A 17,193-nucleotide genomic window follows, 5' to 3' on the forward strand; every position below is an offset into this window, starting at 1 on the left:
TCGTGAAGGCGGCCGTACTGTAGGCGCTGGTGTTGTTGCTAACGTATTGAACTAATCTATAAGTCTCAGTAATGAGCTTATAAGTTAGTGATAAAAAAGCCATCCTAAATAGGGTGGCTTTTTTTGGGTAGTGAGATAGAGGTATTTGCAGAATTAGATCTAAGCTTTGGTAAAATGGTTCTTTTGATAGCATGGCTTTTGATACTAGTCATTTATTTATAATACGTTGTATTGTAATTTGCCGCATAGCTTGCTATATTAGCGCTGCATTTAACGTGTATGGTTAATCTAAACCATAACGAGAAAGCCTATGATTAATATAGTGACTTTTGGTAAATGCAACATCAGGTAAAAATTAACAATTTTACCGCCAAAGGCTTGCATTCTATGATAAATATTGTATAATGCTGTCCTTTACACCCATAGGCGATTGGCTCAATTGGTAGAGCATCGGTCTCCAAAACCGAGGGTTGTAGGTTCGAGTCCTACATCGCCTGCCATCTTCTTATCTCATCTTTGTTGTACCCCACCATCTCCGAAGCGAGTTCTTTATGAGCAATAATCAAGATAACCTCGAGACTAAGTTATCTGATGCCAAGGCGGTTGCTGGTGGAATGCTGTCTAAAGATAAGCACATCTCAGCGAACGGTACTTCTGCTGTTGAAGTTGCTAAGACTGGCTCAATCAAAGATTTGATTTTGTGGCTACTTGCCGCAATTGTTTTGATCGGTGCGACTCTCGTTAATCAGTATCTGCCAGGCTATTGGCAACCTGCCAACGATGTCTGGGTGCGTATTGGTATCATTGTCGCACTTATTGTATTTGCATTAATTTGCTTGGCGCTGACGCATCAAGGCCGTGCTTTTAAAATATTATTAAGAGACGCAGGCGTTGAGCTTCGCCGAGTAACATGGCCAGGTAAAGACGAAACCTTTCAATACACATGGCAAGTCATTGTTGTGATAGCGATTGCTGGGTTCTTTGTTTGGTTATTAGATAACTTTTTTAATTGGTTCGTTGGTATCTTTATCGGTTAATAGCGCGTATTAGTGACTATTAACGAGAGATTTACTTATAACGACTTATTTATAATGATCAGGAGCGTGATATGCGTTGGTATATTGTCCAAGCGTTTTCAGGATATGAAAAACAAGTACAACGTTCATTAACTGATCGTATTAACCGTAGTGACTTCACTGAGTCGTTCGGTGATGTATTGGTTCCTACTGAAGAAGTCGTCGAAATGAAAGACGGCAAAAAACGTAAGAGTGAGCGTAAGTTCTTTCCTGGATATGTATTGATCCAGATGGAAATGAACGACAATACTTGGCACATCGTAAAAGACTGTCCGCGTATTATGGGCTTCATCGGCGGTACGCCTGAGATGCCTGCACCGATTACGCAAGTAGAAGCTGATCGTATCTTAAACCGTTTGAACCAGACTGAAACTGACCCACGTCCTAAGACGCTATTTGAGCCAGGCGAAGAGTTGTTGGTTATTGATGGTCCATTTACTGACTTTAAAGGGTTGGTAGAAAAAGTGGATTATGAGAAGTCTAAGTTACATCTAACGGTAAACGTATTTAATCGACCTACACAGGTTGAGCTTGAATTTAGTAAAGTTGAAAAGCTAGACTAAACCAGCAAAAAGTTCATCAACCGGGGAGCTGTTAGTCAATTAGGTATATACCACGTTGATTTGGCGCTATTACCCATTTAGGAGAGTATCATGGCTAAGAAGATTGATGGTTACATCAAGCTGCAAGTGCCTGCAGGCAAAGCAAACCCTTCACCACCTATTGGTCCAGCTTTGGGTCAAAAAGGCGTGAACATCATGGCGTTCTGTAAAGAATTTAACGCTGCGACCTCAGGCCAAGAGCCAGGTCTACCGATCCCAACTGAGATCACAGTATATAGCGATAAATCTTTTACTTTCATCATGAAATCACCACCAGCTGCGTACTTACTACGTAAAGCTGCTGGCATTGCTAAAGGTTCAGGTACACCGAACACTGCTAAAGTCGGTAAAGTTGACCGTGCACAGCTAGAAGAAATCGTTAAAACTAAGAATGCAGACTTAACTGCAGCTGATCTTGACGCTGCTGTTCGTACCATCGCTGGTACTGCACGTTCAATGGGTATTACCGTGGAGGGTGTATAATGTCTAAGCTAACCAAACGTCAAAAAGAAATCCAAAGCCGTATTGATAACGAAAAGCAATACACTCTTGAAGAAGCCGTTCAAATCCTAAACGATTTGCCAGCGCTAAAATTCAAAGAGTCTATTGATATCGCAGTAAACTTGGGCGTTGACCCACGTAAATCTGATCAAGTGGTTCGTGGTGCAACTAACCTACCTGCGGGTACTGGTAAAACCAAACGCGTTGCTGTATTTGCTCAAGGCGCTGCTGCTGAAGCCGCTAAAGAAGCTGGTGCAGACATCGTTGGTTTTGAAGACCTAGCGGAAGAAATCAAAGCTGGTAACATGGACTTTGATGTTGTTATCGCAGCTCCAGATGCTATGCGTGTTGTTGGTCAATTGGGTACGATCCTAGGCCCACGTGGTCTAATGCCTAACCCAAAAGTTGGTACGGTAACGCCAAACGTTGCTGAAGCTGTGACTAACGCGAAAGCAGGTCAAGCACAGTACCGTGTTGATAAAGCTGGTATCATCCATGCAACTATCGGCCAAGTTGGTTTCACTGCTGAGCAAATCGAGCAGAACGTGCAAGCGATTCTTTCTGATCTAAAGCGTGCTAAGCCTGCTACTTCTAAAGGTACTTTCATCAAGAAAATTACCTTGTCTAGCACGATGGGCCCTGGTCTAACGATCGACGCTGTCCCTTATCGTACTGCAAAATAATTAAAGTCTCTATTTTTGAGTACTTGAACTTCAAGTACTTTGAATGATGAGCACATACTATATTTAAAACATTAGGTCAGCGTAGTATTTGCTACGCTGTCTAAGACCGTAGGTAGAGAGTGGTTTAGTGTCATAAGTAGCAATTTTCGAATGGTTAAATATGATACTGAGTCACTTTTGTTAATCGACGACAGATGAAAATCTTAGTTGTCCTACGCAGACGGTGGCCCACACAGTTTAAGACACGAGCGAATAGGGCGGTAAGGTTATTTATATAATCTTCGAACTATTACTCAACGTCATTCTGATAACGGTGCCGTAATCAGTCGTTACCAGTAGATGCTTTTTTTATTAATTGAATCCGCTGGTAATGTGTCGTATCAAGTCAGTCCCAGCTTAAAATTTAAGCCTGCAGAAATTTCGATTTTTAGCGCTTTTATGATAAGCAGATTGATAAGATTAAAGGAGTCAACTTATGGCATTAACGCTAGAGCAAAAACAACAAGTTGTGGCTGAAGTGTCTGAAGTTGCTGCTAATGCTTACTCAGCAGTAGCTGCCGAGTATCACGGAATTGGTGTTGCTAAGCTTACTCAGCTTCGCGAACAAGCTCGTGATAAAGGTGTTGTTTTGAAAGTGGTAAAAAATACACTAGCAAAACGCGCTTTTGAAGGCACTAAGTTTGAGAGCATGTCAGACCGTATGACTGGTCCACTACTTTTGGCTTTCTCTATGGAAGATTTGGGATCTGCAGCACGAGTCGTTTTCGACTTTAGCAAAGATAACAAAGCTTTAGAGACCAAATTAGTATCAGTCGGTGGTGAAGTTTATGGTCCAGAAGAGCTAGAGCGCGTATCGAAGCTACCAACTCGCGACGAAGCAATCTCTATCTTGATGGCTACTATGAATGCACCAGTGACCAAGCTTGTCCAGACTATGAACGCTGTTCCTGGCAAGTTCGTTCGCACTGTAGCGGCAATCAAAGACGCAAAAGAAGCTGCTTAATTGCTTGTTTTAACGTAACTTTAACATCGCTAATTTTGGTTGAAATTTATTGCCACATTCGGCAATCAATCAAAGCGATATTAGAATCAATTAATTTTTATCAGATAACGGAGAGTTCTCATGGCACTATCTAAAGATGACGTGTTAAATGCAATCGCTGAAATGTCAGTAATGGATATCGTTGAATTAATCAGCGCTATGGAAGAAAAATTCGGCGTAACAGCTGCCGTTGCTGCTGCACCTGCTGCTGCTGGTCCTGCTGCTGCTGCTGCTGAAGAAAAAGACGAGTTTGACGTAGTTCTTGCTAGCTTTGGCGAGAAGAAAGTTGGCGTAATTAAAGCCGTACGTGAAGCAACTGGTCTTGGCCTAAAAGAAGCGAAAGATTTGGTTGAAAGCGCTCCAGCTCCAATCAAAGAAGGCGCATCTAAAGCTGAAGCTGAAGAGTTGAAAAAGAAACTTGAAGAAGCTGGTGCAACTGTTGAACTAAAATAAGTTTAACACTGTACAGAAAAAAAGCTGGTAATGCCTTGCATTGCCAGCTTTTTTTTATTATAATTCGTAGCTTGACCTTTTGTGTCTGCCAACATACGTATGCATTAACGGTGGATACCCATCAAAAGGACAGACGATATACATGCAAGTACACATACCAGTTTTTAAAATCAGTTAATATCAGCTAAACGTCTGTAGATGTTTGGCATTTTTTTGTGTCTGCATGCTTTCCTATCAACACTATAGTTTATACTGATTCTTAAAGTTATAGTTACCCCGATTATTAATCCTGAAAAAAGCGGTATTCTGAAAAAGCTGTTGATCATAAGTTGCCTACTTGGTGTGGCATGACTGTCGATATTTAGTCTTATAGACAGTTTGTATGTGTAGGGAACATAGTTCGGTAATAAGCAGTCTAGATGGCAAGTGGTTTATATGCAATCTTAATAGACGTTATTTTCCAGCAAGGTATTTGTAAATTGAGCCTAATAGGCAATGCATTATAGATTATATAATATTGAATTTTTTGGTTGCAACAGTCATATAGATTGATTCACTTACCATGAATTTAGCAAGCAACGACGAGATTAAGTGAAGTGTGCTAGGTAAGCACTGATGAGTAAAGTAGTAATTGACAGAAAAGACATGAACTGAACACGAAAACCCGTTTTATATTATCGTTTACGTCGCCATGTTTGCATCGTATTTATGCATACTGGCCACGCTTTTAATTTGTTTCCACGTTTACTGTAAGGACTCTCGATGGCATATTCTTATACTGAAAAAAAGCGTATTCGCAAAAGTTTTGCTGAATTGCCCACTGTAATGGACGTTCCCTATTTACTGTCTATTCAAGTAGATTCTTATGAGCAATTTTTGCAAGAGCACAAAAAGCCAAAAGCTCGTGAGAATACTGGTTTGCAAGCTGCGTATTCCTCTATTTTCCCAATTGAGAGTCACTCTGGTAACGCCGAGTTGCAATTTGTTGAGTACTATTTAGGTACGCCTGAATTTGATGAGCGTGAGTGTATCTTACGTGGTTCAACGTTTGCGGCGCCAATGCGTGTCAAAATCCGTTTGATCATCAAAGACAAAGACAGTAAAGACAAAGATAGCAAAGCCGCTATCAAAGATATCCGTGAGCAAAGCGTCTACATGGGCGAGATGCCTTTGATGACTGCTAACGGTACTTTCATTATTAATGGTACTGAGCGTGTTATCGTATCTCAGCTACATCGTTCACCTGGTGTGTTCTTTGATCATGATAAAGGTAAGTCGCATTCAAGTGGTAAAGTGCTTTATAACGCACGTATCATCCCTTACCGTGGTTCATGGTTAGACTTTGAATTCGATGCAAAAGACTTAGTCTTTGCTCGTATTGACCGTCGCCGTAAGCTGCTTGCGTCAATCATTCTGCGCGCACTTGGCCTAACGACATCTGAAATTCTAGATTTGTTCTTTGATAAAGTGGCTGTTTATAAAGCTGAAGAGACGTTTGAAATTGATCTAGTGGCTGATCGCCTACGTGGCGAGATGGCTCAGTTTGACATCGTATCACCTGAAGGTGACGTTATTGTAGAGCAGGGCAAACGTATCAATGCACGCCGTATCCGTCAGCTTGAAGAAGCAGGTATGACGAAAATTGCTGTGCCTGATGAGTATCTATATGAGCGTATTTTAGCTGAAGATATCGTTGTTAATGACGAAATCATCGCTAAAGCCAACACGCCAATCGACCACGAGTTATTGGTGAAATTGAACTCATTTGAAGCCAGTGGTGCCATCAAAGAGTTCAGCATTCTATTCACGAACGATATCGACCAAGGTAGCTATATTGCCGATACGCTACGTGCTGATAGTACCTCAAGCCGTGAAGAAGCATTGATCGAAATCTATAAAGTCATGCGTCCAGGTGAGCCACCAACGGTTGAAACTGCTGAGAAACTGTTTGAGAGCATGTTCTTCAACGCAGATCGTTATGACTTATCTAACGTCGGTCGTATGAAGTTCAACCGTCGTCTTGGTTTGCCATTTGAAAACACCGATGATCCAGACGTACAGCGCGAACGCAGTGTATTGACCAACGATGATATCGTTAACGTTCTAAAAGAACTTATCGAGATTCGTAACGGTCGCGGCGATGTCGATGATATTGACCATTTGGGTAACCGCCGTATTCGTTCAGTGGGCGAAATGGCAGAAAACCAATTCCGTGTTGGTCTAGTACGTGTTGAGCGTGCTGTAAAAGAGCGTTTGAGCTCGGCAGAATCAGACAACTTGTCACCACAAGATTTGATTAACTCTAAGCCAGTAGCGGCTGCGGTTAAGGAATTCTTTGGTTCAAGCCAGTTGTCACAGTTTATGGATCAGAACAACCCGTTGTCTGAAGTTACCCATAAGCGCCGTGTATCAGCGTTAGGACCTGGTGGTCTAACTCGTGAACGTGCAGGCTTTGAAGTACGTGACGTACATGATACCCATTATGGCCGTGTATGTCCTATTGAGACTCCTGAAGGTCCAAACATTGGTCTGATCAACTCACTAGCGACGTTTGCTAAAACCAACAGCTTTGGTTTCTTAGAAACGCCATATCGCCGTGTGGTTGATGGTAAAGTGACTGACGTTATTGAGTATTTATCAGCAATCGAAGAAGTAGGTACTGTGATTGCACAGGCTGACTCTCCAATGACTGAAGATGGCGCGCTATCTGACGAGATGGTCAGTGTGCGTAGCTATGGTGAATTTGTTCGTATGCCGCCAGAAAAAGTGACGCATATGGATGTGTCACCAAGTCAGGTAGTATCGGTTGCAGCAGGTTTGATTCCGTTCCTAGAGCATGATGATGCTAACCGTGCCTTGATGGGCTCGAACATGCAGCGTCAGGCCGTGCCGACCCTACGTGCTGACAAGCCATTGGTAGGTACTGGTATGGAGCGTCACGTTGCTCGTGACTCTGGTGTTTGTGTGATCGCTAAACGTGGCGGCGTGATTGAAGATGTTGACGCATCGCGTATCGTTGTTCGTGTGAACGAAGACGAGATGACTGCTGGTGAAGCGGGTATCGATATCTATAACTTGATCAAATACACACGCTCTAACCAAAACACTTGTATCAACCAACGTATCATCGTTAACCAAGGTGACGAGATTGCTTTGGGTGATATCTTGGCTGATGGTCCATCAACGGATCTTGGTGAGTTAGCATTAGGTCAGAATATCCGCATCGCATTTATGCCGTGGAATGGTTACAACTTCGAAGATTCAATCTTGCTATCTGAAAAAGTAGTTAAAGAAGATCGTTTCACTACGATTCATATCCAAGAACTGACTTGTGTGGCTCGTGATACCAAGCTAGGTACAGAAGAGATCACGGCTGATATTCCAAACGTTGGTGAAGCAGCGTTATCAAGTCTTGATGAAGCAGGTATCGTTTATATCGGTGCTGAAGTTGACGCTGGTGATATTCTAGTTGGTAAAGTGACGCCAAAGGGTGAGACGCAACTAACGCCAGAAGAGAAACTATTACGGGCTATTTTTGGCGAAAAAGCGGCTGATGTGAAAGACACGTCACTACGCGTACCGACTTCAAGTAAAGGTACGGTTATTGATGTACAGGTCTTCACCCGTGATGGCGTTGAAAAAGACGCACGCGCAAGAGCGATTGAAAAATCGCAGCTTGATAGCTACCGCAAAGATTTAAAAGAAGAGCTACGTATCTTTGAAGAAGCGGCACGTGGTCGTATTGGTAACCTATTAGATGGCCAAAAAGTCAGCGGCGGTGCTGGTCTAAAAGCGGGTACAGTTATGGCTTTGGCTGATATGAAAGATATGAGCCTTGAGACGTTGCTTGATATCCAACCAGTAGAAGAAGAAATCTCTGAGCGTCTAACGCAAATCGCTGATTACTTGGTTGATAAGCAAAAAGACATCGATGTGAAGTTTGCTGAGAAAAAACGCAAATTGACTGCTGGTGATGACTTACAACATGGCGTACAAAAAATTGTTAAAGTATATCTAGCGGTTAAGCGTCGTATTCAGCCTGGTGATAAGATGGCTGGTCGTCATGGTAACAAAGGTGTTGTATCGCGCATCATGCCAGTTGAAGACATGCCTTATGATGAAAATGGTAACACCGTTGACATCGTATTGAATCCGCTTGGTGTACCATCTCGTATGAACATCGGTCAGGTTCTAGAGACGCATTTGGGTATGGCAGCGAAAGGCTTGGGCGAGAAGATTGATGGTATGCTCAAATCTCAAGCAGCGATCAAAGAGCTACGTGACTTCTTGGATAAAATCTATAACCAAGTAGGCGGTGAGCAAGTTGATCTTGATAGCTTAAGTGATGACGATATCATGGCGCTAGCAGACAACTTACGTGGCGGTGTACCGATGGGCACAGCAGTATTTGATGGCGCAAGAGAAAGCCAAGTTAAAGATTTGCTTGAGCTTGCTGGTATGGATCGCGATGGTCAGCAGACGTTATATGATGGTCGTACAGGTCAGAAGTTTGACCGTAAAGTAACCGTCGGCTACATGTACATGCTCAAGCTTAACCATTTGGTTGATGACAAAATGCATGCACGTTCAACAGGTTCTTATTCTCTAGTAACGCAGCAGCCATTGGGTGGTAAAGCTCAGTTTGGTGGTCAGCGCTTCGGTGAGATGGAAGTATGGGCACTAGAAGCATACGGCGCGACTTACACGTTGCAAGAAATGCTAACTGTGAAGTCGGATGACGTTGAAGGCCGTACTCGTATGTACAAAAACATCGTTGATGGTGAGCAGTATATGGATCCAGGCATGCCTGAGTCGTTTAACGTACTGACCAAAGAAATCAAATCACTGGGTATTAATATTGAGTTAAAACAAAGCAACTAGCCCGTTGTTTAACTTAGTTGTCCACTAAAGGCAGTCTGCTTTATTGCTGCTGCTTTTAGTGATTTGTCTCAACCCTATTCATTGCCTTCATTCATCTTATCTGCGTCAATGGTACGCTGTCAGATGATTATAAAGATAACGGAGAAGCAACTTGAAAGATTTACTCGATATCATGCAAAGCCCTACCGGCAACGGTAATACAGAGTTTGATAGCATCCAAATTACCTTAGCCTCACCTGACGTCATCAAGTCATGGTCACATGGTGAAGTAAAAAAACCTGAAACCATCAACTATCGCACGTTTAAGCCTGAGCGTGATGGTCTTTTTTGTGCCAAAATCTTTGGCCCAGTAAAAGACTTCGAATGTTTATGTGGTAAATATAAGCGCCGTAAGTTCCAAGGCGTCATCTGCGAAAAATGTGGTGTTGAAGTTACCACTGCTAAAGTCCGTCGTGACCGCATGGGTCATATCGACCTAGCCAGTCCTGTGGCGCATATTTGGTTCTTAAAATCATTACCAAGCCGTATCGGTCTATTGTTAGACATGACGCTACGTGATATCGAGCGCGTTCTATATTTTGAAAGCTACATCGTTACTGAGCCTGGTCTAACTTCTTTAGAAAAGTACCAGTTGCTTGATGATGAAGATTACTTTAAAGCCCTTGAAGAGTTTGGTGACGAATTCACAGCTAAGATGGGTGCTGAGGCTGTCCAAGACCTATTGAAAGATATCGATATGGATCTTGAGATTGATGAGCTGCGTGAAGCGATTCCGCAAACAGGTTCTGAGACTAAGCTTAAGAAGATGTCTAAGCGCCTTAAATTATTAGAAGCATTCCGTGATTCTAATAACAAGCCTGAGTGGATGGTAATGAACATCTTGCCAGTACTACCACCAGATTTGCGCCCGCTAGTACCACTAGAAGGTGGTCGTTTTGCGACATCAGATCTAAACGATCTATATCGCCGTGTGATCAACCGTAACAACCGTCTTAAGCGTCTGCTTGAGCTAAGCGCACCTGATATCATCGTACGTAACGAAAAACGTATGTTGCAAGAGTCAGTGGATGCGTTGCTTGATAACGGTCGTCGTGGTCGTGCCATCACTGGTAGTAACAAGCGTCCATTGAAATCTTTGGCCGATATGATCAAAGGTAAGCAAGGTCGTTTCCGTCAGAACTTACTTGGTAAGCGTGTCGATTACTCTGGTCGTTCAGTTATCGTTGTAGGTCCAACACTACGTTTACATCAGTGTGGCCTACCTAAAAAAATGGCGCTAGAATTATTCAAGCCATTTACTTATAACAAACTATTGTCTCATGGTTTGGCAACGACAATTAAAGCTGCCAAAAAGATGGTAGAGCGTGAAGAGCCACAAGTGTGGGATATGCTGGCCATGGTTATCCGTGAGCATCCAGTACTCCTTAACCGTGCACCAACACTTCACCGTTTGGGTTTACAGGCATTTGAGCCAGTATTGATTGAAGGTAAAGCGATCCAGCTGCATCCGCTTGTTTGTACTGCATTCAACGCCGATTTCGATGGTGACCAAATGGCCGTTCACGTGCCATTGACCCTAGAAGCGCAGCTTGAATCACGTGCTTTGATGATGTCTACCAACAACATCTTGTCACCTGCGAACGGTGATCCGATCATCGTACCATCTCAGGATGTTGTACTAGGTCTATATTACATCAGTCGCTCGTCGATCAATGCCAAAGGCGAGAGCATGATTTTTGCGACCGTTAACGAAGCATTGCGTGCAATTGGTTCAAACGATTTACATGTAAACGCGAAGATCAAAGTGCGTGTCACTGAGACGCAAATTGACGAAGACGGTAACGAAACCAAAGAAACCAGTATTAAAGATACGGTTGCTGGTCGTTTACTTATCTGGAACATCATGCCTAAAGGTATGACGTTTGATGAATGTAACCAAGAGATGACGAAGAAAAATATCTCTCGTTTGATCAACTCTTGCTACCGTAAAGTCGGCGTCAAAGAAAGCGTTATGTTTGCTGACCAATTGATGTATCTTGGTTTTGCTCAAGCAACGCTATCTGGTGTGTCTATCGGTATTGATGACATGGTCATTCCACCACTGAAAAAGCAAATCATCGAAGTGGCAGAAGGCGAAGTTCGCGAAATCGAAGATCAGTTTGAGCAAGGCTTTGTGACCGCTGGTGAGCGTTATAACAAAGTTGTTGATATCTGGTCACGTACCAATGACAAAGTCGCTAAGGCGATGATGGATAACTTGGCAACAGACAAAGTCATCAATGCGCAAGGTGAGGAAGACGAGCAGAAATCATTCAACTCGATCTTTATCATGTCGGATTCTGGTGCTCGTGGTAGTGCAGCACAGATTCGTCAGTTGGCCGGTATGCGTGGTTTGATGGCGAAACCAGATGGCTCAATCATTGAAACACCGATTAAGGCGAACTTCCGTGAAGGTTTGACCGTACTACAGTACTTCATCTCAACTCACGGTGCACGTAAAGGTCTAGCGGATACCGCACTAAAAACAGCTAACTCGGGTTACCTAACTCGTCGTCTGGTTGACGTGGCACAAGATTTGGTTATCACGAGTGATGACTGTGGTACTGAAGAAGGCCTACTCATGAAGCCACATATCCAAGGTGGTGAAATCATTGAGAAATTAGGTGAGCTAGTACTTGGTCGTGTGACTGCACGTGATGTGACTTATAACGATGATGCTGATAAAGTATTGGTTCCAGCTGGTACTTTGATTGATGAGTATTGGGTTAACGTCCTTGATAGCAACGCGATCGATGATATCTGGGTACGCTCAGTTATTACTTGTGATGTTGAGCATGGTGTTTGTTCACAGTGTTATGGTCGTGACCTTGCACGTGGTCATAAAGTGAACATTGGTGAGTCAGTTGGTGTTATGGCCGCTCAGTCTATCGGTGAGCCAGGTACTCAGTTGACCATGCGTACGTTCCACGTAGGTGGGGCCGCGAGTTCAGCATCTGTAGACAATAGCATCTCTGTACGTAATGCTGGTCAAGCGCACTTTGAAAACATGAAAACAGTACAGCATACCGATGGCCACTTAGTCATCGTATCGCGTTCAGCTGAAATCGCATTGACCGATGAGCTTGGCCGTGAGCGTGAGCGTTATAAAGTACCATATGGTTCAAGCGTACTTGTGAAAGATGAAGAGCAAGTTGAAGGCGGTCAAACTATCGCTAAATGGGATCCGCACACGCATCCAATCATCACAGAATTTGCTGGTACAGCGCGCTTCAGTGATATCACTGACGGTATGACTGCCACAGTGAAAGTTGATGATGCGACTGGTATGAGCTCATTTGAGATTCTAGCCACGCGTGACCGTTCAAGCTCAGCAAAAGACTTACGTCCTGCGATTATCTTGAACACTGACGAAGGTAAAGAAGTGGTTTACTTCTTACCAGCTGAAACCATCATCCGCGTGAGCGATGGTGAGAAAGTTGCAGCAGGTTCGATTCTAGGCCGTGTACCACAAGCGTCTTCTGGTACAAAAGATATTACCGGTGGTCTACCACGTGTTGCTGACTTGTTCGAAGCACGGCGTCCAAAAGATCACGCCATCATGGCAGAAATGACTGGTGTCGTAAGCTTTGGTAAAGAGACTAAAGGTAAGAACCGTTTCATTATTACCAATGAAGATGGTGAAGTACATGAAGAGCTGATTCCGAAATGGCGTCAAATCAACGTCTTTGAAAACGAGACGGTAGCACGTGGTGAGATTATTGCAGATGGTCCACAAAACCCGCATGATATCTTACGCTTGAAAGGCCAGACGGCACTTGCTGACTATATCGTCAACGAAGTACAGGACGTTTATCGCTTGCAGGGTGTAAAAATCAACGACAAGCACATCGAAGTTATTATTCGTCAGATGCTCCGTAAAGTTGAAATCACTGATGGCGGCGACTCAAGTCACTTCAAAGGTGATCAGGTCGAGTATGCAGATATCAAAGCGTTGAATGCGAAGCTAGAAGCGGAAGATAAATTCCCAGTACAGTTTGAGCGTCAATTACTAGGTATCACTAAAGCAAGTCTGGCAACTGAAAGCTTTATCTCAGCGGCTTCTTTCCAGGAAACAACCCGTGTACTAACTGCGGCTGCTGTAACTGGTAAAGTCGATGAGCTACGTGGTCTGAAAGAAAACGTGGTTGTTGGTCGCTTGATTCCTGCAGGTACTGGTCTTGCTTATCACAAGGCACGTAAAGAGCAAGCAGATCAGAAGCTACAAGACAGTGATCTAAATGCAGCGTTTGATATGACTGCAAGCACTGATAGCAAAGACTTTGCAAGCTTTGATGAAGCCTTTGCTCAAGAGTTAAATCAAAATAATTAATCGTATTGAGTATTTTGATTCATTCCCAACTTAAGAAAAAGCCAGCCTAAGTCGCTGGCTTTTTTGTGTGTGGAAAAACTGAGAAAGGCATGGTGCTATTATCTAAAAAAATAGTACACTGGAAAACAAGCCTCAATTTACTATCTATAGAAGGATAAGTCGCAAATGGCAGGTAAAACTCGCGTTGCCAAATATCAAGCAGATCGTACCAATCAAAAACTGTATTTCTGTCGTCTATCCTGCCAAACAGCAGGCAATACTAGCGATAAGCAGTTATATCAAGCCCATTGCGAAACCGCTATTTTTCATTTGTATGGTGCGTTACTGGCATTCACTCAAGAGCTGGGTCATTTTTATAGTTTAAATATGACTGCACCAACTTTGTCAGATATTGAGCAAGCATTAAGCGAGCGCACGCAGGTATCTCCTGAGGTTCAGCGCTTGCAGCAATTGCAGCAGCAAGGCTTTATTGCAAATATAGAGCGCGCTTATCAGCGTTGTCTCTATGCGGTACCACCAGATACGGTTGTGGATGAAAAACCAAGTAGCGATTTATCTGCGCCCGACCTTATTGTGAATGTCGTTACTTTGTCAAATCAATGGTTACCTGATGAGGCAACGATAAGAGAATGGCGTAATCAGCTTTTAGAGCTGATCGAGCAACTACGTGCAGGAATGGTTGAATTTTAGAAATATAAGTAAACCAAAACTCTGAGATATAAAAAAGGCTTATTCAGTAATCACTGAGTAAGCCTTTTTTATTTAGACAAATACCGAGCAGTAGATCACTCTGGCATCGGGGGCATACGCTGGACCGGTGTGACCGATAAAGGGTTTTGCGGCACGCTATCATTACTACGGCTACTGTTTGCTTGAGCTGCTGAGTTGTTAGTATCTGCAGTTGGTTCAGGTAGGGTCGGCTTACGCTGCTGAGTTTGAGTCTTGACTGGTTTTGCTGGTGCGCTGGTATCAGAGATGTCGTCATCATCAGTTATAATACCATCATCGGTCATTTCTATAATTTGCTGCTGCTGCTTTTTAGATTTTGAGCGGTTATTGATAGACACCCATTGGTTTGGCGTGTCTTTGAGCTGAGCTTTCATAAAGTCCATCCAGACGGGCAGGGCAGCCACACCACCATACTCTCGGCGACCCATAGATGTTGGCTGATCAAAACCCATCCATACAACCGTTGCATTGGTAGGATGAAATCCTGCAAACCAAGCGTCTTTGGCTTCGTTGGTTGTACCGGTTTTGCCGCCAATATCATCACGGCCTAAGGCTTTTGCTCGTACTGCAGTACCACGCTGCACCACATCACGTAAAATATCTGCCATTTCAAATGCTACTCTAGGCTTTAATATTCTTGGTGCTTGTTTGGCTGCTACGTATTGTACGACAGGTGCTTTTAGGCGATCTGATTGTGGACCAGCGTCATAGACAGTAAGGTCGATTGCTTCATCCGTTTCTTCTACATTTTCACTATTTTCTAGCTCTGTGCTCTCGTTAGCTGATTTATCAGTAGTACTGTTGTCGTCTTCTAATGATTTGTTATATTCTTCTATCAGGTTTTTATTAACCGCTTCAAGTTGCTCATTGAAGCATAAGGCGCAAGCCTGAAGTGGATTGGCCTGAAATAATAACTCGTTTTTATAGTTATAAATTTGTTCAATAAAGTAAGGTTGTACGCGGTGACCACCATTGGCAAAGGTTGAATATGCCGTTGCCATTTGCAATGGGGTTGCTTGTCCTGCCCCTAGAGCCAACGATAAAGTTGTTGGTAGTTTTTCTTTGTCTAGGCCGAACTCATCTAATAGATTGCGCGCGTCAGAAATGCCAATGGCTTGTAGGAGACGGATAGAAACCAAGTTGCGAGATAAATACAAACCACGACGTAAGGTAATATCACCTAAGAAGCGTTCATCAGAGTTTTTAGGTTTCCAGTCACTTACTTGAATAGGGCGATCTGAAACAATACTGTCTGGATGATAGCCTTTTTCCAAAGCGGCGGTATAGACCAATGGTTTGATGGTTGAGCCAGGTTGGCGCCATCCTTGTAAGGCTCGGTTAAACTTACTATGTTTGAAATCAAAACCGCCTACTAATGCATTAACTGCGCCAGTTTCTGGATTTAATGAAACCAGACTACCTTGTATTTTGGGTATCTGACCTAGCTGCCAATTACCATTTGCGGTAGGTATCACGCGGACAATATCGTTTTTGCTCACTATTTGGCTAGCATTATTAGGGTAGTAACCGATACGATTGGCAGAGATGTACTTGCGTGCCCAGCTCATGCCAGACCAATTGACCGTCACGCTTTCACCAGACTGTAATATCGCTTCAAAACTACGAGAGTTGACTTTGGTGACTTTGGCAGGAGACATATTGCCATAGCGTTGAAAGTTTTCGAGAGGCTCGTCATTTGCTTCCGCACCGCGCCAGCCATGACGATGCTCATAAGCTACTAAGCCTGTTAATACGGCCGCTTCTGCATCGGTTTGTGCCTTACTATCAACAGTCAGGCGAACACGCCAACCACCATGCATCACCTGCTCACCGTAACGCTCGACTAGAGCTGCACGCGTCATTTCTGCCAAATAGGGCATATTAACGTCAAGTTTTTCTTTATATAGCTTAATGCCAACAGGGGAGTTAACGGCCTCATCATGCTGAGCTTTAGTGATATAACCCAACTCATGCATACGGCCAATAATCCAGTTACGTCGAGTCAACGCGCGGCTAGGATTGGCAACAGGATTGTATTTAGAAGGGGCTTTTGGTAAACCGGCAAGCATTGCCATTTCAGCAATAGTAAGATTATCTAGAGATTTACTGTAGTATTTTTTGGCAGCAGCGCGGATACCATAAGCGCCTTCACCCAAATAAATCTTGTTGACATAGAGAGTAAGGATCTCATTTTTGCTCAGCTCATCTTCCATTTTTCGCGCCACAAACAGCTCTGTCAGTTTGCGGTTTAGCGTGCGCTCAGGACTTAAAAAATAATTTTTGGCGACCTGCATCGTAATAGTGGAGCCACCAGTCTGACTGTCATCATCAGTCACAACTTCAGTGACGGCACGCCCAAGACCCTTAATACTGATGCCACTATGCTGAAAGAAAGAAGCATCTTCTGCCGCTAAAAAAGCATGAGTCAAATCTTCAGGAATTTCATCAAATGTGACTGGTAACGATAAACGATTGCCGTATTGACCGATTAATTTGTCATCGCTACTATAAATCTGCAATGGCATTTCTAAATTGGCAGTTTTTATCTCTTGAATACTTGGCAAAGTTGGCGATAAATACATCGCCATCCCATAAAAACCAATAGGTACAGCAAGCGCCAAGATAACTGCCAATGCTAGGCAAGCGACAAAAAGTCCCACCAAGAAATGAATGAGACGAGCGGTAGCATTTTTTTTGGCCATAATAAGACTTATTCATTAGAATTTGTAGCGGATAAGGTATTATACCTTGAACAAAATTAACAGGTCATAATAAATGTGTAAGTAGGCCTTAATATATTTTTAAACGCTTGAATCTATCAATTAAGTAAAGTATTGTATTCAATTATTACAAATAA

The 17,193-nt window shown here is 43.2% G+C and carries 10 protein-coding genes and 1 tRNA gene; 10 read left to right on the forward strand and 1 reads right to left on the reverse strand.

The features are described 5' to 3' along the window. Positions 1-424: 424 nt before the first annotated feature. The 10 genes from I3255_RS10645 to I3255_RS10690 all read left to right on the forward strand — a co-directional run bounded on the left by I3255_RS10645 (position 425) and on the right by I3255_RS10690 (position 14,297). Positions 425-500: transfer RNA gene (locus I3255_RS10645), tRNA-Trp, on the forward strand. A 51-nt stretch (positions 501-551) separates the two neighbouring features. Continuing rightward, on the forward strand, positions 552-1,037 hold the full coding sequence (gene secE / locus I3255_RS10650) for a preprotein translocase subunit SecE (RefSeq protein ID WP_238038792.1): 486 nt from the start codon (positions 552-554) through the stop codon (positions 1,035-1,037). Between the two features lie 71 nt (positions 1,038-1,108). After that, entirely contained in the window at positions 1,109-1,639 is a 531-nt protein-coding gene (nusG, locus tag I3255_RS10655; protein ID WP_201599900.1) for a transcription termination/antitermination protein NusG, read from the forward strand. 90 nt (positions 1,640-1,729) lie between these two features. Further along, positions 1,730-2,161, forward strand: a complete 432-nt coding sequence (rplK, locus tag I3255_RS10660) for a 50S ribosomal protein L11 (RefSeq protein ID WP_058025423.1) — start codon at positions 1,730-1,732, stop codon at positions 2,159-2,161. Further along, positions 2,161-2,862 (forward strand): 50S ribosomal protein L1, encoded by a 702-nt coding sequence (gene rplA, locus I3255_RS10665; RefSeq protein ID WP_238038793.1) that lies wholly within the window; start codon positions 2,161-2,163, stop codon positions 2,860-2,862. Before rplK ends, rplA begins: the two co-directional genes overlap by 1 nt. A 475-nt stretch (positions 2,863-3,337) precedes the next feature. After that, positions 3,338-3,865 carry a 50S ribosomal protein L10 gene (gene rplJ / locus I3255_RS10670; protein WP_025652244.1) on the forward strand — a complete coding sequence of 176 codons (528 nt, stop codon included), beginning with the start codon at positions 3,338-3,340 and terminating at the stop codon, positions 3,863-3,865. Between the two features lie 120 nt (positions 3,866-3,985). Then, positions 3,986-4,357: a 50S ribosomal protein L7/L12 gene (gene rplL / locus I3255_RS10675; RefSeq protein ID WP_238038794.1), complete on the forward strand. Its 372-nt coding sequence runs from the start codon at positions 3,986-3,988 to the stop codon at positions 4,355-4,357. Between the two features lie 762 nt (positions 4,358-5,119). Continuing rightward, on the forward strand, positions 5,120-9,238 hold the full coding sequence (rpoB, locus tag I3255_RS10680) for a DNA-directed RNA polymerase subunit beta (protein WP_238038795.1): 4,119 nt from the start codon (positions 5,120-5,122) through the stop codon (positions 9,236-9,238). 151 nt (positions 9,239-9,389) lie between these two features. Continuing rightward, positions 9,390-13,607: a DNA-directed RNA polymerase subunit beta' gene (gene rpoC / locus I3255_RS10685; RefSeq protein ID WP_238038796.1), complete on the forward strand. Its 4,218-nt coding sequence runs from the start codon at positions 9,390-9,392 to the stop codon at positions 13,605-13,607. A 165-nt stretch (positions 13,608-13,772) separates the two neighbouring features. After that, positions 13,773-14,297 (forward strand): DUF6586 family protein, encoded by a 525-nt coding sequence (locus I3255_RS10690; protein ID WP_238038797.1) that lies wholly within the window; start codon positions 13,773-13,775, stop codon positions 14,295-14,297. A 95-nt stretch (positions 14,298-14,392) separates the two neighbouring features. Here the strand turns inward: I3255_RS10690 and I3255_RS10695 are convergent, their stop codons facing one another. Then, positions 14,393-17,038 (reverse strand): PBP1A family penicillin-binding protein, encoded by a 2,646-nt coding sequence (locus tag I3255_RS10695; protein ID WP_238038798.1) that lies wholly within the window; start codon positions 17,036-17,038, stop codon positions 14,393-14,395. Positions 17,039-17,193 lie beyond the last annotated feature (155 nt).

Source organism: Psychrobacter sp. Ps6, from assembly GCF_022129235.1.
Classification (GTDB): domain Bacteria; phylum Pseudomonadota; class Gammaproteobacteria; order Pseudomonadales; family Moraxellaceae; genus Psychrobacter.

What these genes read in the sequence shown, in the direction of transcription:
- secE (WP_238038792.1), top strand. Translation starts at nt 552, where the DNA reads ATGAGCAATAATCAAGATAACCTCGAGACTAAGTTATCTGATGCCAAG.
- nusG (WP_201599900.1), top strand. Translation starts at nt 1,109, where the DNA reads ATGCGTTGGTATATTGTCCAAGCGTTTTCAGGATATGAAAAACAAGTA.
- rplK (WP_058025423.1), top strand. Translation starts at nt 1,730, where the DNA reads ATGGCTAAGAAGATTGATGGTTACATCAAGCTGCAAGTGCCTGCAGGC.
- rplA (WP_238038793.1), top strand. Translation starts at nt 2,161, where the DNA reads ATGTCTAAGCTAACCAAACGTCAAAAAGAAATCCAAAGCCGTATTGAT.
- rplJ (WP_025652244.1), top strand. Translation starts at nt 3,338, where the DNA reads ATGGCATTAACGCTAGAGCAAAAACAACAAGTTGTGGCTGAAGTGTCT.
- rplL (WP_238038794.1), top strand. Translation starts at nt 3,986, where the DNA reads ATGGCACTATCTAAAGATGACGTGTTAAATGCAATCGCTGAAATGTCA.
- rpoB (WP_238038795.1), top strand. Translation starts at nt 5,120, where the DNA reads ATGGCATATTCTTATACTGAAAAAAAGCGTATTCGCAAAAGTTTTGCT.
- I3255_RS10690 (WP_238038797.1), top strand. Translation starts at nt 13,773, where the DNA reads ATGGCAGGTAAAACTCGCGTTGCCAAATATCAAGCAGATCGTACCAAT.
- I3255_RS10695 (WP_238038798.1), bottom strand. Translation starts at nt 17,038, where the DNA reads ATGGCCAAAAAAAATGCTACCGCTCGTCTCATTCATTTCTTGGTGGGA.